Annotated in this window: 18 protein-coding genes and 1 tRNA gene; 8 read left to right on the top strand and 11 right to left on the bottom strand. The window is 67.7% G+C overall.

Features of this window, described 5'->3' with window-relative positions; translation table 11 throughout:
- Nucleotides 1-65: 65 nt before the first annotated feature.
- Genes SYV04_RS39790 through SYV04_RS39800 form a run of 3 tightly spaced genes read right to left on the bottom strand, consistent with a single transcriptional unit; the run spans nucleotide 66 to nucleotide 1,926 of the window.
- Complete coding sequence (locus SYV04_RS39790) at nucleotides 66-491, bottom strand: type II toxin-antitoxin system RatA family toxin (protein ID WP_321551308.1); 426 nt, start codon at nucleotides 489-491, stop codon at nucleotides 66-68.
- Nucleotides 492-527: 36 nt separating this feature from the next.
- Nucleotides 528-1,493, bottom strand: a complete 966-nt coding sequence (gene glpX, locus SYV04_RS39795) for a class II fructose-bisphosphatase (RefSeq protein WP_321551309.1) — start codon at nucleotides 1,491-1,493, stop codon at nucleotides 528-530.
- 31 nt (nucleotides 1,494-1,524) lie between these two features.
- On the bottom strand, nucleotides 1,525-1,926 hold the full coding sequence (locus SYV04_RS39800) for an acyl-CoA thioesterase (RefSeq protein WP_321551310.1): 402 nt from the start codon (nucleotides 1,924-1,926) through the stop codon (nucleotides 1,525-1,527).
- A gap of 97 nt (nucleotides 1,927-2,023) precedes the next feature.
- Here SYV04_RS39800 and SYV04_RS39805 point away from each other — a divergent pair, with 97 nt between their 5' ends.
- Complete coding sequence (locus SYV04_RS39805) at nucleotides 2,024-3,652, top strand: alkaline phosphatase family protein (RefSeq protein WP_321551311.1); 1,629 nt, start codon at nucleotides 2,024-2,026, stop codon at nucleotides 3,650-3,652.
- Between the two features lie 16 nt (nucleotides 3,653-3,668).
- Here SYV04_RS39805 and nadC read toward each other — a convergent pair whose 3' ends face one another.
- The 4 genes from nadC to SYV04_RS39825 form a co-directional block, all read right to left on the bottom strand.
- Nucleotides 3,669-4,550: a carboxylating nicotinate-nucleotide diphosphorylase gene (gene nadC / locus SYV04_RS39810; protein ID WP_321551312.1), complete on the bottom strand. Its 882-nt coding sequence runs from the start codon at nucleotides 4,548-4,550 to the stop codon at nucleotides 3,669-3,671.
- Nucleotides 4,551-4,560: 10 nt separating this feature from the next.
- The gene (locus tag SYV04_RS39815) at nucleotides 4,561-8,073 is read right to left on the bottom strand and encodes a valine--tRNA ligase (RefSeq protein WP_321551313.1); all 3,513 of its coding nucleotides are present in this window, start codon (nucleotides 8,071-8,073) and stop codon (nucleotides 4,561-4,563) included.
- Nucleotides 8,074-8,132: 59 nt separating this feature from the next.
- Nucleotides 8,133-9,425 carry a response regulator gene (locus SYV04_RS39820; RefSeq protein WP_321551314.1) on the bottom strand — a complete coding sequence of 431 codons (1,293 nt, stop codon included), beginning with the start codon at nucleotides 9,423-9,425 and terminating at the stop codon, nucleotides 8,133-8,135.
- Nucleotides 9,426-9,541: 116 nt separating this feature from the next.
- A complete protein-coding gene (locus SYV04_RS39825) occupies nucleotides 9,542-10,357 on the bottom strand; it encodes a chemotaxis protein CheW (RefSeq protein ID WP_321551315.1) in 816 nt (271 codons plus the stop codon).
- Nucleotides 10,358-10,408: 51 nt separating this feature from the next.
- On the opposite strand from SYV04_RS39825, the gene SYV04_RS39830 reads away from it, so the two are divergent.
- Nucleotides 10,409-11,770, top strand: a complete 1,362-nt coding sequence (locus SYV04_RS39830) for a GGDEF domain-containing protein (RefSeq protein ID WP_321551316.1) — start codon at nucleotides 10,409-10,411, stop codon at nucleotides 11,768-11,770.
- Nucleotides 11,771-11,785: 15 nt separating this feature from the next.
- On the opposite strand, the gene SYV04_RS39835 is transcribed toward SYV04_RS39830, so the two are convergent.
- Complete coding sequence (locus SYV04_RS39835) at nucleotides 11,786-12,175, bottom strand: demethoxyubiquinone hydroxylase family protein (RefSeq protein WP_321551317.1); 390 nt, start codon at nucleotides 12,173-12,175, stop codon at nucleotides 11,786-11,788.
- A 147-nt stretch (nucleotides 12,176-12,322) separates the two neighbouring features.
- Between SYV04_RS39835 and sinK the strand changes: the two genes are divergently transcribed.
- On the top strand, nucleotides 12,323-13,792 hold the full coding sequence (gene sinK / locus SYV04_RS39840) for a hybrid histidine protein kinase/response regulator SinK (RefSeq protein WP_321551327.1): 1,470 nt from the start codon (nucleotides 12,323-12,325) through the stop codon (nucleotides 13,790-13,792).
- Nucleotides 13,793-13,886: 94 nt separating this feature from the next.
- Here the strand turns inward: sinK and groL are convergent, their stop codons facing one another.
- A complete protein-coding gene (gene groL, locus SYV04_RS39845; protein WP_321551318.1) occupies nucleotides 13,887-15,533 on the bottom strand; it encodes a chaperonin GroEL in 1,647 nt (548 codons plus the stop codon).
- Nucleotides 15,534-15,678: 145 nt separating this feature from the next.
- Nucleotides 15,679-16,035 carry a response regulator gene (locus tag SYV04_RS39850; protein WP_321551319.1) on the bottom strand — a complete coding sequence of 119 codons (357 nt, stop codon included), beginning with the start codon at nucleotides 16,033-16,035 and terminating at the stop codon, nucleotides 15,679-15,681.
- A gap of 90 nt (nucleotides 16,036-16,125) precedes the next feature.
- Here SYV04_RS39850 and SYV04_RS39855 point away from each other — a divergent pair, with 90 nt between their 5' ends.
- Nucleotides 16,126-17,199 carry a metallopeptidase family protein gene (locus SYV04_RS39855; protein ID WP_321551320.1) on the top strand — a complete coding sequence of 358 codons (1,074 nt, stop codon included), beginning with the start codon at nucleotides 16,126-16,128 and terminating at the stop codon, nucleotides 17,197-17,199.
- A 15-nt stretch (nucleotides 17,200-17,214) separates the two neighbouring features.
- Here SYV04_RS39855 and SYV04_RS39860 read toward each other — a convergent pair whose 3' ends face one another.
- On the bottom strand, nucleotides 17,215-19,527 hold the full coding sequence (locus SYV04_RS39860; RefSeq protein WP_321551321.1) for a DUF3857 domain-containing protein: 2,313 nt from the start codon (nucleotides 19,525-19,527) through the stop codon (nucleotides 17,215-17,217).
- A gap of 145 nt (nucleotides 19,528-19,672) precedes the next feature.
- Here SYV04_RS39860 and SYV04_RS39865 point away from each other — a divergent pair.
- From SYV04_RS39865 to SYV04_RS39880, 4 genes are all read left to right on the top strand, one after another.
- Nucleotides 19,673-19,771: transfer RNA gene (locus tag SYV04_RS39865), tRNA-Sec, on the top strand.
- Between the two features lie 213 nt (nucleotides 19,772-19,984).
- A complete protein-coding gene (xseA, locus tag SYV04_RS39870) occupies nucleotides 19,985-21,583 on the top strand; it encodes an exodeoxyribonuclease VII large subunit (RefSeq protein WP_321551322.1) in 1,599 nt (532 codons plus the stop codon).
- A 4-nt stretch (nucleotides 21,584-21,587) separates the two neighbouring features.
- Complete coding sequence (xseB, locus tag SYV04_RS39875) at nucleotides 21,588-21,887, top strand: exodeoxyribonuclease VII small subunit (RefSeq protein WP_321551323.1); 300 nt, start codon at nucleotides 21,588-21,590, stop codon at nucleotides 21,885-21,887.
- Nucleotides 21,888-22,011: 124 nt separating this feature from the next.
- Nucleotides 22,012-22,560 (top strand): hypothetical protein, encoded by a 549-nt coding sequence (locus SYV04_RS39880; RefSeq protein WP_321551324.1) that lies wholly within the window; start codon nucleotides 22,012-22,014, stop codon nucleotides 22,558-22,560.
- Nucleotides 22,561-22,795 lie beyond the last annotated feature (235 nt).

Raw genomic sequence — 22,795 nt, forward strand, 5'->3', positions numbered from 1 at the left:
GGCTGGCCGCCCGCCCTGGGTGGGTCCAGGTGAGCGCCCTGGGGTGAAAGCGACCCGGGGAGCGATCAGGTGCTCTCCGCCCGGCGCTTGAAGGCCTCCAGCATCTTGGGCAGCGAAGTCTCCGCCAGGGCGTTGACGACGGTCTTGGGCACCAGCAGGCCGAAGGACATCTCCACGTTGTAGGTGGCCTTGGTCTTCCCCTCGCCCGCGGGCTCGAGCACCCAGCTGCCCTTGTTGTCCTTCATGAACTCGCCCTCCACGAAGCTCCAGGACATGCGGGTGGGCCGCTCCTCCTTGACGCGGATGGTGTACGAGACGGTCTTCACCACATCGACCTTGTAGTGGACGTTGATCTCGTTGCCCTGGCGGCCGGAGGTGCGCACCTCCTTCACCTCGGAGAGGAACTCCTTGTACTTGTCGTACTGGACGATGATGTCGAACACCTTCTCCACGGGGGCATTGATGACGATCGAGCGGGTGGCGCCTGGCATGGGACTCTCCGGAGCGGGGCGAGGGGTGGACGTCGATTAAGGAGCGTAGCCCGGCTTCTTGTCGAACTTGTGGATGGATTGCACGAAGCGGACGGTGCCGGTCTTGCTGCGCATCACCACCGAGTGCGTCTCGCAGCCGCCGCCGAAGAAGCGCACGCCCTTGAGGAAGTCGCCCGAGGTGACGCCGCTGGCGGCGAACATCACCTCGCCGCGGGCCAGATCCTCGGCCGTGTAGATCTTGCTCATGTCGGTGATGCCCATCCGCTTGGCGCGGTCGATCTCGCCCTGGTTGCGGGGCACCAGCCGGCCCTGCATGTCGCCGCCCACGCAGCGGACGGCCGCCGCGGCGATGACGCCCTCGGGCGCGCCGCCGATGCCCATCAGCACGTCCACGCCCGTCTCCTCGAAGCAGGTGGAGATGGCGCCGGCCACGTCCCCGTCCTCGATGAGGCGCACGCGCGCGCCCGCGGTGCGCACCTCCTTGATGAGGTCGGCGTGCCGCTCGCGGTCGAGGATGACCACGGTGAGGTCCTCCACGTAGACCTTCTTCTTCTCGGCGACAGCGCGCAGGTTCTCGGTGGCGGAGCGGCGCAGATCGATCGCGCCCTTGGCGGCCGGGCCCACCGCCAGCTTCTCCATGTACGTGTCGGGCGCATTGAGCAGCCCGCCCTTGCCGGCCATGGCCACCACGGAGATGGCACCCGGACGACCGTAGGCGCACAGGTTGGTGCCCTCCAACGGGTCCAGGGCGATGTCCACCTCGGGGGCGCCCTCCTGGCGCTTGCCGACCTTCTCACCGATGTAGAGCATGGGCGCCTCGTCGCGCTCGCCCTCGCCGATGACGACGGTGCCGTCGATGTAGAGCGCGTCGAAGGCCTTGCGCATGGCGTCCACGGCGGCCTGATCCGACTCGTTCTTGGTGCCGCGGCCCATCAGACGGGCGGAGGCAATGGCCGCCATCTCGGTGACGCGCACAGCCTCGATTGCCAGGTTGCGATCCATGTCGAACTCCTTGGAATAACGGTTGGAACCTTCAGGAAGACGTTTCGATGAGGCGCGCGAGGCTGTCCGGAATGCGCTTCAGCTTGCCGTCGCGCCCCAGACAGGCGTGTACCGTCGTGCCGGTACACAGCAGCGAGGCCGGCTCGCGCTCGCGGACCACTTCATAGGTGAAGACGAGCGAGGCGCGGCGCAGCTCGCTCACCTTGGGGCGGATGAGGAGCAGATCGTCATATCGCGCCGGTGACTTGTACTGACACGAGGCCTCGACGACGGGCAGCATGAAGCCCTGGGCCTCCAGCTCGACGTAGCTACCGCCCCTCGCGCGGAAGTACTCCATGCGGGAGAACTCGAAATAGCGGAAGTAGTTGGCGTGATAGACGACGCCCATCTGGTCCGTGTCGCCGTAGATGACTCGTAGCCGCGCCTCCACCATTCGGGCGCGGACCGTAACAGGGCGGTGTCGCCCCTCCAAGCAGCCCAGGTGGGCAGTTGATTGCTTCTGACCAACTGGCGGCGAAGATGTGGCCCCTATGGTGCGCCCTCTCGCCCTGGCCCTGGTCCTCGTTGCCCTCCCCGCGCTCGCCAAGCCGCCCCGGCTGACGCTCTTCATCACCGTGGATGCGCTCGGCACGGACCTGCTGCTGCGCTCACGCCCGAAGTTCAAGAGCGGCCTGCGCCAGCTGCTGGACGGGGGAGCCTTCTACCCCTACGCGCGGGTGCAGTACGCCAAGGCGCGCACCGCGCCGGGCCACGCCACCCTGATTACCGGCGCCAACCCCTGGCGACACGGCATCGTGGACAACCGGGTGGTGGACCGGGCCACGGGCGTCCCCTCGAGCGTGTTCCGGGACGACACGCACCCGGTGCTGGAGGTGCCGCTGAACGTCGCCACCGAGGGGGACACCAGCCCCCTGCCGCTGATGGCGGAGACGCTGGGGGACCGGCTCCGCATCTCCACGCGCTCGCGGGGCAAGGTGGTGGCGCTGTCGGGCAAGGGCCGGGCGGCCATCGCGCTCGCGGGGCGGCTGGGGCAGGCGTACTGGTTCGACGAGACGGTGGGCAAGTTCGTGACCGGCACCTGGTACACGAAGGAGTTCCCTTCCTGGCTCAAGGGCTTCAACGCCCGAGGCCTGGCGGATGGCTACTTCTCCCAGCAGTGGACGCCGCTGCTGCCCAAGGCCGACTACCTGGGCGAGGACGAGCGCACCTACGAGGTGGACGCCGCCAACATGGGCCGCGCCTTCCCCCACCCCCTCAACGGGGGCGCGTCGGCCCCGGGGCCCCGCTCGTACACGGCGCTCGCCATCTCTCCGTTCTCGCATGACCTGCTGGTCCAGGCGGCCAAGGCGGCCCTCGAGGGCGAGGCCCTGGGCAAGGACGACGTGACGGACCTGCTCGCGGTGAGCTTCAGCGGCACGGACCGCGTCTTCCACGCGTACGGTCCTCACTCCTGGGAGATGCAGGACACGCTGTACCGGCTGGACCGCGCGCTGGGCGAGCTCCTCACCGCCGCCGAGCGGGCCGCTGGGGGCAAGGCCAACCTGGTCATTGTCCTCTCGGCGGACCACGGCGGCGCGGCCGCGCCCGAGCACTGGGCCTCGGAGGGACTCCCCGCCCAGCGGCTGAACCCGAAGGAGCTGGCGCAGGGACTCAACCAGGAACTCAAGGCCCGCTTCCCGCAGGTGGAGGTGACCGCCACCGTCGAGGAGCTGGACGTGTACCTGGGCGGCAAGGGGCTCACCGAGAGCAAGGTGGACGGGGCGACGGTGCGGCGGGCCGTGGCGGACTGGCTCTCACGGCAGCCCGGCATCACCCTGGCGGTGGCGAGGGATGACCTCTACACGGCGCCGGACGTGGGGGGCCTCCTGGCCCCGCTGCGGCGCGGCTACTACGCCGGACGCAGCGGCGACGTGCTCTACATGCCGCGTCCCTACCTGGTCGTCAGCTCCGAGCCGGCGGGCACCAACCACAGCACGCCCTACAGCTACGACGCGCAGGTGCCGGTCGTCTTCGCCGGAAAGGGCGTGAAGCCCGGCACACGCATGAACGAGATCAGCACCACGGACGTGGCGCCCACGCTCGGTGCGCTGATGGAGCTGGGGGCGCCCGCCTCCGCGGAGGGCAGCCCCCGACCCGAGGTCTTCGCGAACTCGCGCTGAGCCTCGGCCGCGCGCCTCAGGCCTTCGAGGACCGGGAGGCGCGCGAGCGGGCCGAGCGCTTGGTGGTGGCGATCTCCAGGGACAGATCCATGGCCCGCGCCGAGTGCGTGAGCGCGCCCATGGAGACGAAGTCCACGCCCAGCTTGGCCAGCCGGGGCAGCCGGTCCAGGGTGACGCCGCCGGAGACCTCGATCGGGACGCGGCCGGCGGTGATCTCCACCGCCTTGCGAATCATCGCGTCGTCCATGTTGTCGAGCATCACCACGTCGGCGCCGCCCTCGATGGCCTCGGTGAGCTGCTTGAGGCTGGTGACCTCGATCTCGATCTTCACCAACCGGGGCGAATGGGCCTTGGCGCGCTTGAGGGCTTCCTTGATGGAGCCGCCCACGGCCGCGATGTGGTTGTCCTTGATGAGGATCCCATCGAAGAGGCCAAAGCGGTGGTTGGAGGCCCCGCCCAGCCGCACGGCCTCCTTGGCCAGGCCGCGCATGCCCGGAGGTGTCTTGCGCGTGTCGAGCACCTTGAGCTTGGAGCCGCGCACCGTCGTCATCGCCTGCTGCGCGAGCGTGGCGATGCCCGCCATGCGCTGAACGATGTTGAGCGCGGTGCGCTCGGCGGACAGCAGCGAGCGCAACCGCCCGGAGACCTTCGCCGCGACGACCTTGGGCTTGATCTCCTCCCCATCCTGCCGGAGGACCTCGACCTTCACCTCGGGGTCCACGTGGTGGAACACCCGGGCGAAGGCATCCATCCCGGCGATGATGAGCTGCTCCTTGGCGACGAGCTCTCCCGAGCCCATCGCCTCCGGAGGCACCAGGGCGATGGAGGTGACATCCCCCGCCGCTCCGAGATCCTCGTCCAGGGCGAGCTTGATGAGGCGGTCGAGGTAATCCGTCAAGGCTGTCTCCTTACCGCTTGGCCTTGGTGGGGGTCTTCTTCCCGGCCTGCTTCGCCATGGCCCTGCGCACCGGCTTCTTTGCCGCTGGGGCCGCCTTGCCCGCCGCCTTCTTCGCGACCGGCTTGGGAGCAGCGCCCTTCTTCCCCACCGCCTTCTTCGCGGTGGGCTTCGGGGCAGCGCCCTTCTTCTTGGCCACGGCCTTCTTCGGGGCCGCCTTCTTCGGCGCGGGCTTCGGGGCAGCGCCCTTCTTGGCCGCGGTCTTCACCGCCGGCTTACGACCCGAGGCCTTCTTGGCGACCTTCTTGGCGACCTTGATCACCTTGGCCACGGCCTTCTTGGCGGCCTTGACCACCTTGGCCGCGGCCTTCTTGGCCGGAGCAGCCTGGGGCGCGGGGCGCTCATCCCCACCCTGCTTGGCCTTGTCGAACTCGCGCATCGCGTCGTCCACGAGCCCCATGCTCATGTACGCGACGCCCAGGTCGTGGTGGTCCGTGGCGGACAGCCCTTCCTTGGTGCCCTCGCGCAGCTTGTTGAGCGCGTCGGTGATCTGCGGGTTGACGATGTCCGAGCTGGCCTCGAGCTCGCTCTTGAGCTCCTGGCTCAGGTCCACGCCGCCCTCGGCGGGCGCGCTGGGCGGAGTCACCTTCAGCTGCGCGGACTCGGGGTTGGCGAGGGTGTTCTCCACGTCGTCAGGTCGGGTCTCTTCCGCCATGGCGGCCTCCGGGGCGAGCCGTTGGATGTTCTCCTGCAGCTTGGACTTGCGCTCCTTGAGTTCCTCGACGCGGGCGCGATCCTTCTCCACGACGTCCGGCGGCGCCTTGGCGACGAAGTTGGGGTTCTCCAGCTTGCGCAGCACGCCGGCGAGCTCCTGCTCCGCCTTCGCCATTTCCTTGGACAGGCGCTCGCGCTCGGCCTCCACGTCGATGAGGCCGGCCAGCGGCACGTAGATCTCCAGCTCCGGGCCCACGTAGGCGGCGGCCTGCGGCGGCTTGCGTCCGGGCGGATCCACGTGGACGTCGGACAGGCCCGCCAGCGGCAGGAGGTAGGCGCGCCAGCGCTCCAGCGTGGCCCGCAGGGCCGGGTTGGGGCTCTGCACGTGCGCCACCAGCTTGGCCGAGGGCGGCAGGTTGCTCTCACCGCGGATGGTGCGAAGGCCCTCGATGGCGGCGACGATGGGCGCCATCTCCGACTCGGCGGCGAAGTCCGCCAGCCGCGAGTCCGGCTCCGGGTACGGCGAGATCATGATCGCATCGGCCGTGCGCGGCACGGGCAGCTTGTGCCAGATCTCCTCGGTGATGAACGGCATGAACGGGTGCAGCAGCCGCAGCGTGCGCTCCAGCACGAAGACGAGCACCGCGCGGGTGTTGTCCTTGGCCTTGGCGTCATCGCCGTAGAGCGCGCCCTTGGACAGCTCGATGTACCAGTCGCAGAACTCGGACCAGAGGAACTGGTAGAGCGTGGAGGCGGCGTCGGAGAAGGCGTACTGCTCCAGCGCCAGGCGCGTGTCCACGGTGGCGCGCTGCAGCCGCGCGAGGATCCACCGGTCGGCCAGCGTCAGGTCGCGCTCCTTGATGGGGCGCGAGTCGAGCTGGAAGTCGCCCATGTTCATCAGCGCGAAGCGGCTGGCGTTCCACAGCTTGTTGCAGAAGGCCTTGTAGCCGGCCACCCGCTCCATGGAGAGCTTGATGTCGCGGCCCTGCTGCGTGAGCGAGGCCAGCGTGAAGCGCAGCGCGTCCGCGCCATACGCCGGCATGCCCTGCGGGAACTTGTTGCGCAGGCTCGGCGAGAGCTTGTCCACCGTGGCGCCGCGAATGATGTCGAGGGGATCGATGACGTTCCCCTTCGTCTTCGACATCTTCTCGCCCTTCTCGTCGCGCACCATCGCGTGCAGGTACACGGTGCGGAAGGGCACATCGCCCATGAAGTGCAGGCCCATCATCATCATCCGGGCGACCCAGAAGAAGATGATGTCGTGGCCCGTCTCCATGACGGACGTCGGATAGAAGGTCTTCAGCTCGGGCGTCTTCTCCGGCCAGCCCAGCGTGGAGAAGGGCCAGAGCGCGGAGCTGAACCAGGTGTCCAGCACGTCCGGATCCTGCGTGAAGCTCGAGCCGGCGCACTTGGGGCAGGCCGTCGGCTGCTGGCGGGCGACGATGGGATCCGCGCGGGAGAAGTCGATGCCCCCCAGCCGCACCGTGGGCGCGTCGATGGGCAGGTCGGTGTCATCCCCCAGCCGCGGGCTGCACGCCGTGCAGTAGTAGGCGGGAATCTGATGGCCCCACCAGAGCTGGCGGCTGACGCACCAGTCGTGGATGTTGCGCATCCACTGGAAGTAGGTGGCCGTCCACGATTCGGGGACGAACTTGGTGCGGCCCTGCTCCACCGCCTCGATGGCGGGCTTGGCCAGCGGCTCGGTCTTCACGAACCACTGCGGGGACAGGCGCGGCTCCACCACCGTGTTGCACCGCTGGCAGTGCCCCACGGAGAGCGTGTGCGGCTCCTCCTTGTCCAGGTAGCCCTGCAGGCTCAGCTCTTCGAGGACCTTCTTGCGCGCCTCGTAGCGGTCCAGCCCCGCGTACAGGCCGGCCTCTTTGTTGGTGCGCGCGTTCTCATCGAAGATCGAGATCATCGGCAGGTTGTGCCGAAGGCCCGTCTGGTAGTCGTTGAAGTCGTGCGCCGGCGTCACCTTCACCACGCCGGTGCCGAACTCCATGTTCACCAGCTCGGCGTCCGCGACGATGGGAATCTCGCGGTCGACCAGCGGCAGCACCACGGTGCCTCCCGCCAGCCCCGTGTAGCGCGGGTCCTCCGGGTGGATGGCCACCGCGGTGTCGCCGAGCATCGTCTCCGGGCGCGTGGTGGCCACCGTGAGCGTCCGGTCACTGCCCTTCACCGGATAGCGGATGTGCCAGATCGAGCCCTTCTGGGCCTCGTCGTGCTCGACTTCCAGGTCACTCAGCGCGGTGTGGCACGAGGGGCACCAGTTGATGAGCTTCTGGGCCCGGTAGATGAGGCCCTCCTCGTACAGCCGGACGAACACCTCGCGCACCGCGGCCGAGGACTTCTCGTCCATGGTGAAGCGCTCGCGGCTCCAGTCCAGCGAGGCGCCCAGGTAGCGGTGCTGCTCGCCGATGCGCGCGCCGTACTTGTTCTTCCAGTCCCAGACGCGCTTGAGGAACTCCTGGCGGCCCAGGTCGTGACGGCTCTTCTTCTCCGTCTTCTTCAGCTCCTTCTCCACCACCATCTGGGTGGCGATGCCGGCGTGGTCCGTGCCGGGCATCCAGAGGGTGTTGTAGCCACTCATCCGCTTCCAGCGGATGAGCGTGTCCTCGATGGTGGCGGTGAGCGCGTGGCCCAGGTGCAGGCTGCCCGTCACGTTGGGCGGCGGCAGCACGATGCTGAAGGGAGGCTTCTCGGAGGTCGCCTCGGCGCGGAAGTAGTTACGCTCGAGCCAGAAGTCGGACCAGCGGTCTTCGACTTCGGTGGGCTCGTAGGCCTTGGACAGTTCGATGGTGTCGGTCATCGCGGGAGGCCGGCCCCGCGGGCCGGCAGGGAATCGGGAATCGGGTCGGGTTCAGCAACTCAGTGCTGGGTCTCTCGGTCCTTGATCAGCCGCTCCAGCTCCTCGCGGATGATCGTCTCGGCGAGCTGCGGTACCACTTCCCAGGCGATCTTCTCGATGACCTCTCGGGAGGCCTTCGAGAGCGCCGCACGCAGCTGGGCCTCTCCACCATCCGCGGCCGGACGCGCCGCTGCCTGGGGAGTCCCCATGTCGAGGGAGATCTCCTCCGCGCCGCTGGGCTCCGGCAGGGAGTCTTCAATGGAGATGGCCTGAGCCTGGCGAGGCTGCGGCGCGGCCTGCGGCGCGGGAGCCCCGAGCCCGAAGGGATCGCGCCCCCTCGGCTGAGCACCCGGCGGCGTAGCGGCGGGCAGGCCCGCGCCCGCGGGCGGACGCGGCAGGCCACCGGCACCCGGCGCGGGAGGAATCCCAGGCCCCGGAGGACGCGCCATGCCCGGTCCCGGCGGCATGCCCGGCCCTGGAGGACGCGCACCCGGCGCAGGCGGCACGCCCGGTCCCGGAGGACGCGCGCCCGGCGGCACGCCCGGTCCCGGCGGCATGCCCGGCCCTGGAGGACGCGCCATGCCCGGTCCCGGCGGCATGCCCGGCCCCGGAGGACGCGCGCCCGGCGGCACTCCCGGCCCCGGCGGCATGCCCGGCCCTGGAGGACGCGCACCCGGCGGCACGCCCGGTCCCGGCGGCATGCCCGGCCCTGGAGGACGCGCCATGCCCGGCCCCGGCGGCATGCCCGGCCCCGGAGGACGCGCGCCCGGCGGCACGCCCGGTCCCGGTGGCATACCCGGCCCCGGAGGACGCGCACCCGGCGGCACTCCCGGCCCCGGAGGACGAGGAGCCCCTGCGGCGGCGGGAGGCGGAGCGGCGGGTCCCGGAGGCGCGGCGGCGGGCCGAGTCACCTGCGTGGCGGCCGAGGCCGGCATGGTGTTCGACTTCTGGCCCACCATCGCCTTCACCTTGTCGAGGAGCACCTGGCTCTCGAAGGGCTTGGTGACGTGATCATCGGCCCGGGCGGCCCGCGCGCGGTTCTCGTCGAAGGCCTCGAAGGTGCCAGCCAGCAGGAGCACGGGGATGTGCTGGGTGGACGGGTCGTTCTTTACGGCCTCGCACACCTCGTAGCCGCTCTTTCCCGGCATCATCACGTCGGCGAGGATCACGTCCGGACGCAGCTCGCGGGCGCGGGAGATCGCATCCAACCCGTTGTCCACCGCGGTCACCTGGAAGTCCTCGGTCGCGAAGATCATCCCAATGACCTTGCGGATGGTGAGCGAGTCGTCGGCGACCAGCAGATTCTTGGGCATCGGTGTCGGGCCTCGGGGGAATCAACCCCCAGAATTCGTTGAGGAAACGGGGGGTCTGGAAACGCAATACACCCCGCTGTCAATCGGGGCAGCTTAGGGTTTGCGCTCCAGACCGATCAAGAAAACATGTGCTGCACGTCCAGGAAGAGCACGGGGCCAGGCAATCCCGGCGAGGAGAACTCGCCGCGCCCCTCCGCGGGCTCGAACTGCTGGCGTACGCCCAGCACCCGCGTGGCACACCACCCTACGTTCTGTCCCGCAAGCTCCGTCAACACGAAGAAGGGCTCCACCTGAATGGGTGCGCCGAGCATCGCTGGCGCCGAGTAGATGGGCCAGAGAATCTGCGCATGGGGAAAGACGCCCGCCACCGAACCGCTCTGAACCGGCAACATGCTGAAGGCTTCTCCCTGAGTGACCACCTGGGAGACGAGCGCCAGCGGCAGCCCGAACAGCCGCCCCTGGGATTCGAGGATGAGCGCCCGCTCAGGGGGACGCTCCGCGAGCAGGACGGGCCTCGGAGGAGATGAAGGGCCTCGGGGGCCGACCCGCTGGGGCAGTGCCTCGGCGATGAGCTCCAGGTAGAGCCGCTCCTTATGGAGGACCGCGCCCCGGCTCAGGGGCGCCAGGGTGTCCCCCAGCCCGGCAGGCAGGAGGAAGAAGGGGGCCTGGGCCACGTCCGCCACCTCGACCACCGAGCGCACCCGCACCGCCAGTGTGGGACTCACATCCAGCACCACCACCATGCCCATCACCGTCTCGGGGCTGCCTCCCAGGAGCGAAGAGAGGTCCTTCACCTCGAGCATGCCCCGCAGGCTGGTGCCATCACTGCCCGGCAGGGCAACCTCCATGACGGAGGTCGCCTCGATGGCGTAGCGCGTCGCACCCGCCTCCACCAGCAGACACAGCCGTCGTCCGCTTTCGAAAGGAGCCACGGGGAGGGAGGCTAGCAGGCCTCCTATCAATGATGCTAAAGCCGAAAAGCAATGGCGCGCATCCTTCTCGTCGACGACGAAAAGATGGCCCGGACGCTGTACGGGGACTACCTCGGCGCGGCCGGACACTCCGTCACAGCCGTAGGTGGCCTGGAGGAGGCCCAGGAGGCGCTGGCCAGCGCGCCCTTCGACGCGGTGGTGACGGATCTGATCCTCCCAGGCGCCGACGGCATGGAGGTGCTCCGCTACACCAAGGAGCGCTACCCCGGTACCGAGGTGGTGGTCATCACCGGCCTGGACAAGGTGGACCCCGCCGTGCGCGCCATCAAGAGCGGCGCGGCCGAGTACCTGGTGAAGCCGGTGGCGCCGGAGGCCTTGCAGCATGCGGTGCGCCGCGCCCTCACCACGCGGGACTTGCTCCGCGAGAACGCCTCGCTGCGCCAGTACGTCTCGCTGCTGGAGATGGGACAGCGCATCGCCACCACGCTGGACCGCGAGCGGCTCACCCTCACCGCGTGCAGCGCGCTGGAGGGGCAGACGTTCGCCAGCGCGGTGATGCTGCTGATGCGCGACGGCTTCAGCCTGCGGCTGCACGGCTCGAGCGGACTGCAGCCGGAGGAGGTGGCCACGCTCTCCCCGGTGCTCGCCTCGCAGCTGCGCGAGGTGCGCACCGCGCGAGCGCTGGAAGGGCTGCCCTGCTCGCACACGCACGTGCTCGCCTTCCCCGCCAGCGACGGCGAGGGGGTACACGGCCACATCGTCCTCTTCTTCTCCAGTGCGCCGCCGGAGAACGTGCCCGAGGTGGTCGGCTACCTGTCGCGCCACTACGCGCTGGCGCTGCGCAACATGGGGCGCTTCGCCGAGGTGGAGGATCTGGCCTACATGGACGATCTCACCCACCTCTACAACACGCGCTACCTGCACATGGTGCTGGACCGCGAGGTGAAGAGCGCCCAGCAGGCGCAGACGTGCTTCAGCCTGCTCTTCATGGACCTGGACCACTTCAAGGCCGTGAACGACACGCACGGGCACCTGGTGGGCTCCAAGCTGCTGGTGGAGGTGGGCCGAGTGCTCAAGGGCTGCGTGCGCGACCGCGACGTGGTGGTGCGCTACGGCGGTGATGAGTACGTGGTGCTGCTGCGCGGCACCGACTCGGGCGGCGCCCTCAAGGTGGCCGAGCGAATCCGCCGCACCATGGAGAGCCACCGCTTCACGCCGCGCGAGGGGTTGGCGCTCTCGCTCACCACCTGCGTGGGCGTGGCCAGCTTCCCCGAGCACGCCCGCGACAAGATGGCGCTGCTCGACATGGCCGACCGCGCCATGTACCGGGGCAAGCGCGGCACGCGAAATGTTGTCTATATGGCAGCGATGGACCTGGAGGCCCCGCCCGCCGAGCGCAAGGCGGCGGGCTAGGCCCCTCTCCCGGCCTCAGCGCCGCAGGCTGCCCACCGTCATCCGCTTGGGCAGCGGCGCATCTTCCGCCGTCGCCCCACCCTCCTTGCCCACCGACTCCACCGCCTCGTGCGGGGCGCCGGAGGTGATGAGCCGGTACTTCTCCGAGGCGTCGCGGTCGTGGTGGGCCTGGGACGGGTCCAGCCGGGCGATGAGCTGCCAGAAGAGCGCGGCGTGCTCCCGCTCCTCGTCCATCACGTGCTGGAGGATGGCCTTGGCCTCCTCGTTGTCCGTGGCCTCGATGTGGGCGGCATAGAGGTTGATGGCATCCAGCTCCGCCTCGATGTTGAGGCGGATGGAGCGTGCCAGCTCGGAGTCGGAGAGCTTGCGGGGCACCAGGGAATGGAACGGGTTGGTCTGCGGCATGTCAGCCTCCGGCCCGAAGCATCCGCACGGTCAGGCTCCGGGTCAACGGAATCCGCGACTGTGCGTTGCACACGGACACAGGCTCCGCCATGCTCTCGGGGCATGGAGACTCCCGCACCGCTCGTCCACCTCCTGCAGGCCTTGGAGGTGGGTGACTTGACGGCAGCGAGGGCCGCGGCCGCGGCCCTCCAACGCTCCGGTGCGGGCTCGACCCAGCTGGCCGCCGAGGTGCTTCATGAGCTGCGCCAGCCGCTGCTCGGCGTGAAGGCCTACGCCCAGCTGCTCGCCGAGAGCTCCGGGCCCACGGGCCCGCTGAAGCTGCTCCTGGCGCAGGTCGAGCGCATGGAGCAGATCATCTCCGACTTCGTGCGGCTCTCCAGCGATCGGCCCGCGCCCCAGCACCGACTCGCGCTGGCCACCGCCGCGTGGGCCGCCGCCAAGCTCTTCTCGCTCAACCCGGACTCGGCCCGCATCTCGCTCGAGGTCGAGGCCCCCGAGCAGATCACCGTCCTGGGCAACGCCCGCCTGCTGGAGCAGCTCACCCTCAATCTGCTCAACAACGCGCGCGACGCCATGTCCGGCCGCGGCCGCATCAAGGTGCTCATCACCACCGAGGGCACCTCCCCCGTCATGTACGTGGCCGACTGGGGGCCGGGCATTCCGCCGGAGCTGCGCGACCGGATCTTCGAGCCCTACGTCTCCAACAGCAAACGCGGCACGGGCCTGGGCCTGGCGGTGTGCCGGCGCATTGCCCAGGAGCACCGCGCGCAGATCACCCTGGCGCCCTCCAGCGCGCTGCCGGATCAGCCGCCGCCGGCCACCGTGTTCCGCATCGTCTTCCCCGCCGCCGTCGAGGCGGCCCCGCCCCCCGAGCGCAAGCGGGTGCTCATCGTCGATGACGAGAGCATCATCCGCATGGTCTTCAAGGACCTGATGAGCACCGAGTGCGAGGTGCTCGAGGCGGGCTCGGGCGAAGAGGCCCTGGAGATGCTGCGCTCGCAGGAGGTGGACCTCATCGTCACCGACAAGAACCTGCCGGGCATCTCCGGGCTGGCGCTGGCCCAGCAGGTGCGAAGGAAGACCCCCGGGGCGCGCTTCATCCTGATGACGGGCTACCCGTCGCTGAGCACCACGCAGGAGGCGCTGGAGCTGGGCATCATCGACTACCTGCTCAAGCCCTTCGACGACATCCGCCAGGTGCGCAACCTCATCCGCACCGCGCTCTCGGCCCCGCCGCCCCAGCCCCGCCCCACCGTGGGCAAGCGCGTGGACATCATCGACGACAACCCCACCTCCGCGCGCACCATCAGCGAGGCCATCACCCGGCTGGGGCTGGAGACGCGCGTCATCACCTCGCTGGAGGTGGTGGCCCTGGATCCGCCCCGAGCGGTCATCGTCAGCTGGGACTTCGCGCCCGCGCATGGGCGCAAGGCGCTGGAGCTGAGCAAGGCGCTGGCCCAAGGCGCGCCCTTCATCGTCCTGGTCGAGCACCTGACCATGGAGACGACGCTGGACTCGCTCCGGGCGGGCGCGGTGGCGTGCCTGCCCCGGCTGCTGTTCGACGTGCCGGCGCTCAGCCGCGAGCTGTCGCGCGCCCTGAAGCTGGGCATCCCCTGAAAAAGAGACGGCCCCGAGGCCTCGCAAGCGAGGCGACTCGGGGCCGAGCGGGATAGCCGAACTCCAACCGGCCGTCCCAGGTGAGCCTGTCGGCTCAGTAGTCCATGTCGTCGCCGCCGTAGTCCGGCATGCCGCCGCCGGCGCCAGCGCCGCCCTTGGCCTTCTTCTTCGGGCGCTCGGCCACCATGGCCTCGGTGGTCAGCAGCAGCGAGGCGACGGAGGCCGCGTTCTGCAGCGCGGTGCGCTCCACCTTCGTCGGGTCGATGACGCCGGCCTTCTCCAGATCCTCGTAGACCTCGGTGCGGGCGTTGTAGCCGAACGCGCCGGTGCCGTCCTTGACCTTGTTGATGACCACGGCGCCCTCGAGGCCCGCGTTGCTGGCGATCTTCCGGAGCGGCTCGGTGAGGGCCCGCTTGATGATCTCCACGCCGAAGTCCTGCTCGCCGCCGAGCTTCAGCTTGTCCAGCGCGGCCAGGGTGCGCAGGTAGGCCACGCCGCCGCCGGGGACGATGCCCTCCTCCACGGCCGCGCGGGTAGCGTGCAGCGCGTCCTCCACGCGAGCCTTCTTCTCCTTCATCTCGGTCTCGGTGGCGGCGCCCACGTTGATGACGGCCACGCCGCCCACGAGCTTGGCCAGGCGCTCCTGGAGCTTCTCGCGATCGTAGTCGCTGGTGACCGACTCGATCTGCGAGCGGATGAGCTTGATGCGGCCCTCGATGTCGCTCTTCTTGCCGGCGCCGTCGACGATCGTGGTGTTGTCCTTGTCGATCGTGAGGCGCTTGGCGCGGCCGAGGTCATTGAGGGTGAGGTTCTCGTACTTGTGGCCCAGGTCCTCGCTGACCACCATGCCGCCGGTGAGGGTGGCGATGTCCTTGAGCATCTCCTTGCGGCGGTCGCCGAAGCCCGGCGCCTTCACCGCGGCCACGTTGAGCACGCCGCGGATCTTGTTCACCACCAGGGTGGCCAGGGCCTCGCCCTCCACCTCGTCGGCGATGATGAGCAGCGGCTTACCCGAGCGCGCCACCTGCTCGAGGATGGGGATCATGTCCTGCATCGACGAGACCTTCTTCTCGCTGATGAGGATGTAGGGGTCCTCCATCACCACTTCCATGCGCTCGCGGTTCGTCACGAAGTACGGCGAGACGTAGCCGCGGTCGAACTGCATGCCCTCCACCACGTCGAGGGTGGTCTCCAGGCCCTTGGCCTCCTCGACGGTGATGACGCCCTCCTTGCCCACCTTCTCCATGGCGTCGGCGATGATGGTGCCGATGTTCTCGTCGCCGTTGGCGGAGATGGTGCCCACCTGGGCGATGGCCTTCTTGTCGGTGGTGGGCTTGGACAGCTTCTTGAGCTCGGCCACGACGGTCTCGACGGCCTTGTCGATGCCGCGCTTGAGGTCCATCGGGTTGTGGCCGGCGGCTACGAGCTTGAGGCCCTCCTCGTAGATGGCGCGGGCAAGCACCGTGGCGGTGGTGGTGCCGTCACCGGCCTTGTCGGAGGTCTTGCTGGCAACCTCCTTCACCATCTGCGCGCCCATGTTCTCGAACTTGTTCTCGAGATCGATCTCCTTGGCGACGGTGACGCCGTCCTTGGTGACCGTGGGCGAGCCGAAGCTCTTCTCGATGACCACGTTGCGGCCCTTGGGGCCCAGCGTCACGGCCACCGCGTCCGACAGGATCCGAACACCGCGCAGAATCGCCTCGCGCGCGGACTGGTGGAAGAAAATCTCCTTCGCTGCCATCGCAACCTCCTGGAATTACTGGGGAATGGAATTCTCGGGCCGTTAGCACTCGGCCATGGCGAGCGCCAAAATAAGGGCCGGCCCGGGGTTGTCAACACGGAACATCGTGCGTGTGCGCGGCAGGACGGCTGGAGGGCCTGCGGGGCTACTCGGCGAAGCGCACGAGGTTGAGCAGTTGGCTCATGTCCACGGGCTTCTGCAGGGTCAGGGCCACACCTTTGCGCATGCCCTGGTCGGTGACGGTGCCGTCAACGGAGGCGGTGATGAGGAGCACGGGAATCGACTTGAAGCGCTCGTCGGCCTTGAGCATCTCGGTGAAGCGGATGCCGTCCACGTGGGGCATGAGGTAGTCGGTGATGACGAGGCCGATGGGTTCGCGCTCCAACACGTCCAGGGCCTGCAGGGCATCTGCCGCGGAGTAGACCGTGTACCCCTGCCGCTCCAGGAAGTGGGAGAGGCCAGTACACAGGTTCCAATCATCATCGACGACGAGGATGTTCACGAGAGTGCCGACCGCCTGGGAAGGATCGAAGGTAACAACCGCTCCCCGCGTTGACAACGCACTCGGGGGCTCTCATATGTGGCCGCCGATATGGGGAAGCTGATGGGGAAGCGAGCCGGGCCGGGGGACTGGGAAGCGCGGCTGGAGGCGGTGGCGAATGCCTTCGAGTCGGAGGACTTCTCCGGGGCCCTGGAGCAGGTAGAGGCGCTGCTGACGCAGGCACCCGCGCTGGCGGAGGCGCTGCACTACAAGGCCGCGGCCCTGGTGGAGCTGGAGCGTTTCGAGGACGCGGCGCAGGCCTATCAGCAGGCGCTGCACACCAGCCCGGACGATCTGGAGCTCCTCATGAGCGCGGCGGACTTCCTCGTCTGTCGGATGGGCGAGGACCGCGAGGCGGTGGAGGACGGGCTCGGGCTGTGCGTGCGAGGCCGGAAGCTGGCGCAGCGCGCGGACGATGTGGAGCTGGTGTACGAATTCCTCCTCCTGGAGGGCATGGGGCTGAACCAGCTGGGCGAGTGTGCGCAGGCCCTCGCGAGCCTGGACGCGGCGCTGGAGCACATGCCGCGCTCGGTGGACGCGCTGGTGGAGCGGGGAATCGCCCTGTTCGAGCTGTGCCGCTTCGCGGAGGCGCAAGGCGCGTTCGAGCGGGTGCTGAAGGACGCGCCGGACGAAGCGTGGGCGCACCACTACCTGGGGCTGATGGCGGAGCGGCGCGGGGATGCGCGCGAGGCGAAGAAGCGGTTCGCGAAGGCGCAGACGCTGGTGCCGGAGGAGTTCCCTCCGCCGGTGGAGCTGTCGGAGGAGGAGTTCGACCGGGCGCTGGAGGCGGCGGTGAAGGCGCTGCCCGAGCACGTGAAGGGCTACCTGGACAACGTCACGATCTCGGTGGAGGACATTCCGTCGGACGATGACCTGATGAGCCAGTCCCCTGCCCTGTCGCCGTGCATCCTGGGGGTGTTCCGGGGCACGCCGGTGGGCGAGCGGAGCGTGACGAACGCGTACGATCACTTCCCGGCGTCAATCGTGCTGTACCAGAAGAACCTGGAGCGCTTCGCGAAGACGCGGGAAGAGCTCATCGAGCAGATCGGCATCACCGTGATGCACGAGGTGGGGCACCTGGTGGGGCTCGACGAGGACGACCTGTGGGAGCGCGGGCTGGACTGACGCGCCCTGCCCGCCTCACGCCGCCCGGGAGACCGTGTCCTCGAAGTACACGCGGCGCTCCTGGGAACAGCTCGGGCAGCGCCACTGCACCAGCGTCAGGTGCCGCTCTCCGAAGACGATGGCCTCATGGCGCAGGGGCGCCAATGGGTCCGGTCCTCCCGCGCCACAGTCGCAGCGCTGCTTTCGGAGCGAGGCCCTCAGCGCCTCGGGTCCCGAGATGGGGATGGCCGACTGCGCGGTGTCTCCGGCGGACGACACCAACTTGCGCACGAAGGCTCGCTTGCGGAGCCGCGCGCGCAACTGGCCCCAGAGGGCTCTCGGGCTGCGCGGAAGGACGACGAACGCGAGGCAGACCAGCAGCACCACGGACACCGCCACGCACCCGAGCGAATCGTATTCTCCTCGAGTGACGCCTGGGTTCGCGGTGGTCCCCAGCTTCACCCAGTAGCCGATCTGGTCTCGGGTGGAGCGAACGGCCTTGAGGTGCTCCTCGATGCGCTGAGGCTCCACCACCGAGGCAAGGCTGCGGTAGCGATAGTCCAGGACGAGCCGCGAGCCACGGGGCTCCACCCCGAAGTCGACTCGGAAAGCGGGACCCATCACCGAGGAGTGGGAGGAACGGACATCGAGGGTATCCGGCCCATGCAGGGTGATGCGGTGGAGCAGATGCACTGGGTGCTGGATCGCCAGCGGCATGGTCCGCCGGGTGATGGCAGGCTCCCAGAGCTGGGTTTCGATGAAGGCGCCCTCGAAATCCCGACGCCCTCCGTTGGCCCAGAAGCGATCGATGACGTAGTGCTCGCGCAGGATGAGGACGTTGCGCTTCTCGTCATCCTCGACGGCCATGGGCGAGCCCTGACGGATCTTCGGATCCACCCTGGCGTAGAAGTTGAGGTAGCTACGGGACAGGTCCGCCATGGACGTGGTGGCGAGTTCCCGACGCATCCGGTTCGCATCGGAGCCGGTGCGGGTGGTGACGACCCGGAGCGTGCCTTCCTTCCAGCGATCCATCGCATGGTAGGTCTCTTCCACAACGGTGGTGGGCTCGTTGAGCTGGGGCCGAGGGATCTCCACCAGCGCCGTGGTCGCCGGGTCCACCACGAGCGCCCGGGCGAACTCGGGCGGCGCATAGCCTGCCAGCGGGCCGCGCTCCAGCGTGCTCGTGGGGTCCACCCAGTACTCGCGGCCGTCGACCGTGGCGCGGACGATGACGTGATCGAAGGCCCGTGACGTGGGATGCCAGGCATCCAAGCCGTGCTCGAGATACGTGTTCACCAGCGCGGGCCGCGCCTCGATGCCGAGCCCCGCGAGCAGCGTGACGAGCAGCAGGGACTTGTCCTTGCAGTCTCCGAAGCGACGGGTGAGCACCTCGTGAGGTGGGAAGGGCTGGTGGGTGTTGGGCCCCAGCTCGATGCCGAGGTAGCGCACCTCGTCCTGCACGAAGCGGAGCGCGGCCAGGAAGCGTGCCTCGGTCGAGGGCTCCTTGGCGAGCAGTTGCACCTGCTGCTCCAGCTCCTTGGAGCGCGTGGTCACCTGGAAGAGCGAGGACGCCCATCGAGCCACCTCGCCCCAGGTCTCGTACTCACTGAGCTGAATCCAGGGGTACACGTCGTGCCAGGCAGGCACCGCGTCGTCCCGCTCCACACGGGGAGCATCCTGGCGCTCCCAGCTGAGCTCGCGCACGCCGTCCCGGAGGGACTCGGTGCGGCGGGCCTCCACGTTGCCGTGATCGCGCATGAAGAGGGAGCGCTTCTCGGGCCACAGGAGGCGATAGCGCCAATGGACCACGGGGACGCCGAAGCTCGTGTCCACGGTGTCCGCGAAGCGCCCGCCGAAGACGGAGTTAGAGCCTTCGAGGGTGTAGGCGACCTCGATGATGTCTCCAACGCGCACGTCACGGAGGAAGGCCACCACGGACAACGTGCCGTTGTAGAGCCGAAGTTGAAGCTCGTTCTCCTGCTGGATGACCTTCAGCTCAGCGGGGCGCAGCACGTCCTGGCGCTGCCCGTCGCGGATGCGCCACACCCCATGCAGGGTGAGGCGCTGGTAGGACGGGTCGAACGTGGTGGTGACGTTCGAGGCATCCTCCACGCCCCCAGTGGAGAGCACCTGATGGGCCGTGTGGAGGTAGCGCTGGACCGTCTTGTCCGTCACCCGGACCTGCTCGTCCGAGAGGAGGTAGAGGGTGCCTGCCGCCTCAGCGCCCGGAGAGGAAGCGCCAGGCTTGGCGGGGAGCGACAGCGGCTTCACCCAGTCGGCGGGAGGCCCTACCCGAAAGGGCTGCTGAGACGCCGCGCGTGCCGGGCTCCCCAGAAAGCAGAGCGCCACGAGAGCAAATCCCAGGAGCGAGGAAGATGAACGAGGTGAGCAAGCGATCGGGCGAAGCATGGGACGCAGCGCGGATAACTCCCGCAGTGAAGTCCGCGAGACAGGCGTTGACGCCGCCCAGCTTACTCGGCACTAAATCAACGATGGTAGGGCCTCCGGATCTGGTGGCCGGCCCGGTCTTCAAAACCGGTGAGGGGTCGCGAGAGCGGTCCCTGGTGAGTTCGATTCTCATGCCCTACCGCCACCTTTTTCCCTTTGAAAACGGGCGGTTGCGGTCGGTCCTCAGTGAGAGCTGAATCGTTCGGGCGGGTGCGCAGGCGTTTAGTCGGTTACGTACAAATTGCGTACAACCTTCGGGTGCATAGACCCACTGGGCCTGCCTCGATACGGATTGGGCCAGCTACCTCGTGCTCAAGCGGCCAAGCAGGCCTCCCGCCTGCGGTGATAACGTGACCCGATGAGTCGGCGGGTCACCAAGGACGGTCTCGGAGCGCTCCAGATCAGCTTTCCCTACGATCGCAGGCTCGTAGACATCGTCAAAACGCTCCCCACCCGCCAGTGGAACGGCATCGAAAAACATTGGTCGGTTTCCGAGAAGAACGTGGTGGCGGTGGTGGACCAGCTGCACGCCGAGGGGTTCGACTTCTGCGAGGACACGCAGCACCTGTACCGTGAACGAGGCGGCGAACTCGTCTTCGACACGAGTGAGCACGTGCCCGGCGCTCCACAGAAGCAGGTGGGCGCGACGACCGACCTCACCGTCTCGCAGCTCAATGTGAAGGTCCAAGGGGCACTCCAGAGGGCGTTTCCAAACTCCCTGTGGCTCGTGGGCGAGATCTCCGGGATCAACAAGGCCCGCCACAGGAGTGTCGTCGGCTTCGAGCTCGTCGAGCGAGATGAGTGGGGAAAGGAATCCTCCAAGCTCAGGGCCGTCCTCTTCGGGCACACACTGCGAGAGCTCGAGAAGCGGCTCGCCAAGGCAGGTAACCCTTTTCAGCTCGAGGACGAGATCCAGATCCGGGTGCGCGGGCGCGTCGATCTCTACGTTCCCTGGGGCTCGTACCAGTTCGTGATCGAGGATCTCGACCTGGACTACACGCTGGGAGAGGCAGCCCGGCGACAGGAGGAGCTTCGCCGACGGCTTGCCGCTGAAGGACTCCTCGAGCGGAACAGCGCGTTGCCCATCACCCTGCTCCCCCTGCGCGTGGGTCTCGTGACGAGCCTGGACTCGGACGCCTACCATGACGTGCGGCGCACACTGGAGGAGTCAGGGATCGCCTTCGACGTCACGGTTCATGGCGCGCGTGTCCAGGGACGACAGACGGAGCCCTCGGTCCTGAATGCGCTGGACTGGTTCCGAGCCCGTGCCGCGGAGTTCGATGTCCTTCTCGTCTGCCGGGGCGGCGGCTCGCGAACGGATCTCGCGTGGTTCGACTCGGAGGCCATCGCTCGGGCCGTCGCGACATTACCCATCCCGGTCGTGGTCGGAATCGGCCATGAGCGGGACATGTCTTTGCTCGACTTCGTGGGCAGGAGCGCCAAAACCCCGACAGCGGCCGCCCGCCTGCTCGTCGATCGTGTCCTGAAGTCCTGGGAAGTGATCGAGTCGCGCCTGCAAAAGATCCTCGAGCACGCCAGGGAGATCCTCGATGGCACCTCATCGGAACTCGAGGAACAGGCCCGCCATGTCCCGCTCGCGGCCAAGGATCTGCTCGAGCAGAAGACCCGGACTCTTCGGGATGCAGCCCGGCGGCTGCACCTGGGCGCAGGGCGTGAGCTCTCCTCCGCGTCGCGCCGAGTCGACGAGATCGCGTCGCGGTTGGGCCCGTACGCCTCCAGGCAGCTCGCGCTCGAAAGCGAGCGTATCGAAGCGCGGAGACGGCGCCTGCTCCTGTTGGATCCACGGCGCGTGGTGGAGCGTGGGTACGCCATCTTGCGCACGGAGACGGGGGCGGTCCTCAAGGATCCCGCGCAGGCACCCAGCGGAACCTCGCTCACCGCCGAGTTGAAACGGGGCACACTGCGGATGCGCTCCGAAGGTCCGGAGAAGACATAGGCGTATGGCAAAGCCCAAGCACTCGACGAAGAAGGCTCATGGCAGAGACATGGCAAAGCAGAAGCGGTCGACGAGCGAGCCTTCTTACGGCGAGGCCGCGGCACGTCTGGAGGAGATCCTGCGAGAGATCGAGGAAGACCGAGTCGACGTCGACGATCTCTCAGGGCTGGTGAAGGAAGCCGCCGAGCTCGTCACGCTCTGCCGCGGGAAGATCCAGGCGGCTGAGATGCAGGTGCAGACCATCGCCGAGCAGCTCGAGCGCGAAGCCCCTGACACCGAAACCGACGAAGATAACGCCGAGTAGGAAGCCCGTGTAACGAGCTAGTGCCCTGACTCCGCCCGGAGTTCGAGGCAGTGCCTAAGAGCGACGCAGAAGGCATTTTCTCATTTCGCATCACCAGCCCAATGCCTGAGAGGACCTAAAACCTGTGAAAGACGTCCAAACCAAGAACATTAGACTGGACCAGACCGAACAAAAACAACTGCTACACAAGTTATACACCACAACCTTCCTCTTCTTTCTGCCAGCCTTCGTGCTATGGGTACTTGGGATGGTGCTCGGATGGTTCACCCGCCCACCAAGTACAGACACTTGGCAAGACTTGATTGTCTCAGCTCTGTTTGCCACTGCAATTTTATACTATGGCTTCGTAGTCCACATTCTATCCGACAGAGTCCGCCGAGACACCTGGCTAAAGCATTTACTAGTTGCTGTACCCGTGATGGGGGCGGCTTTTCTACTATATACTTTTCACTTTTCAGGAGCCACTCGGAGGCTGGCACAATTCGTCTCTTCAATCGCCCATCTTGAAGTAGAAGCTGGCAACATAATCTCCAACATTCTTAGCTGGATTGCCTCCGGCGTAACAGGCAACCTGGCATATGATTTCATCAAGAGGGCGCTTAAGAAACAAAACACAAGAAAGAAACCCACAAGACAGCGAAACAAGAAAGCGGGACCGCAGCAGACAATCTAGTCAGTCAAGCATGTGGCATCAACAATTTCGAAAACAACAGCAGACACACCAAGTTCACCTTCGCTGCACTGGTAAGCGGATCTCAGTTTTAACGCTCCAGGATCTAGGCCAGGCCTGATCCAAAGTCGGCTGTTTGCGATGGGATGAGCAGAGCTTGATAAGAGCGGGCGCGCGCAGGCAATGAGGTGCCGTTCGGCCGGGCGACCGTGCAGTGACGGTGCGTTGAGGGGAAGGC

Origin of the sequence: Hyalangium ruber (genome assembly GCF_034259325.1) — a bacterium.
Taxonomy (GTDB): Bacteria; Myxococcota; Myxococcia; order Myxococcales; family Myxococcaceae; genus Hyalangium_A; species Hyalangium_A rubrum.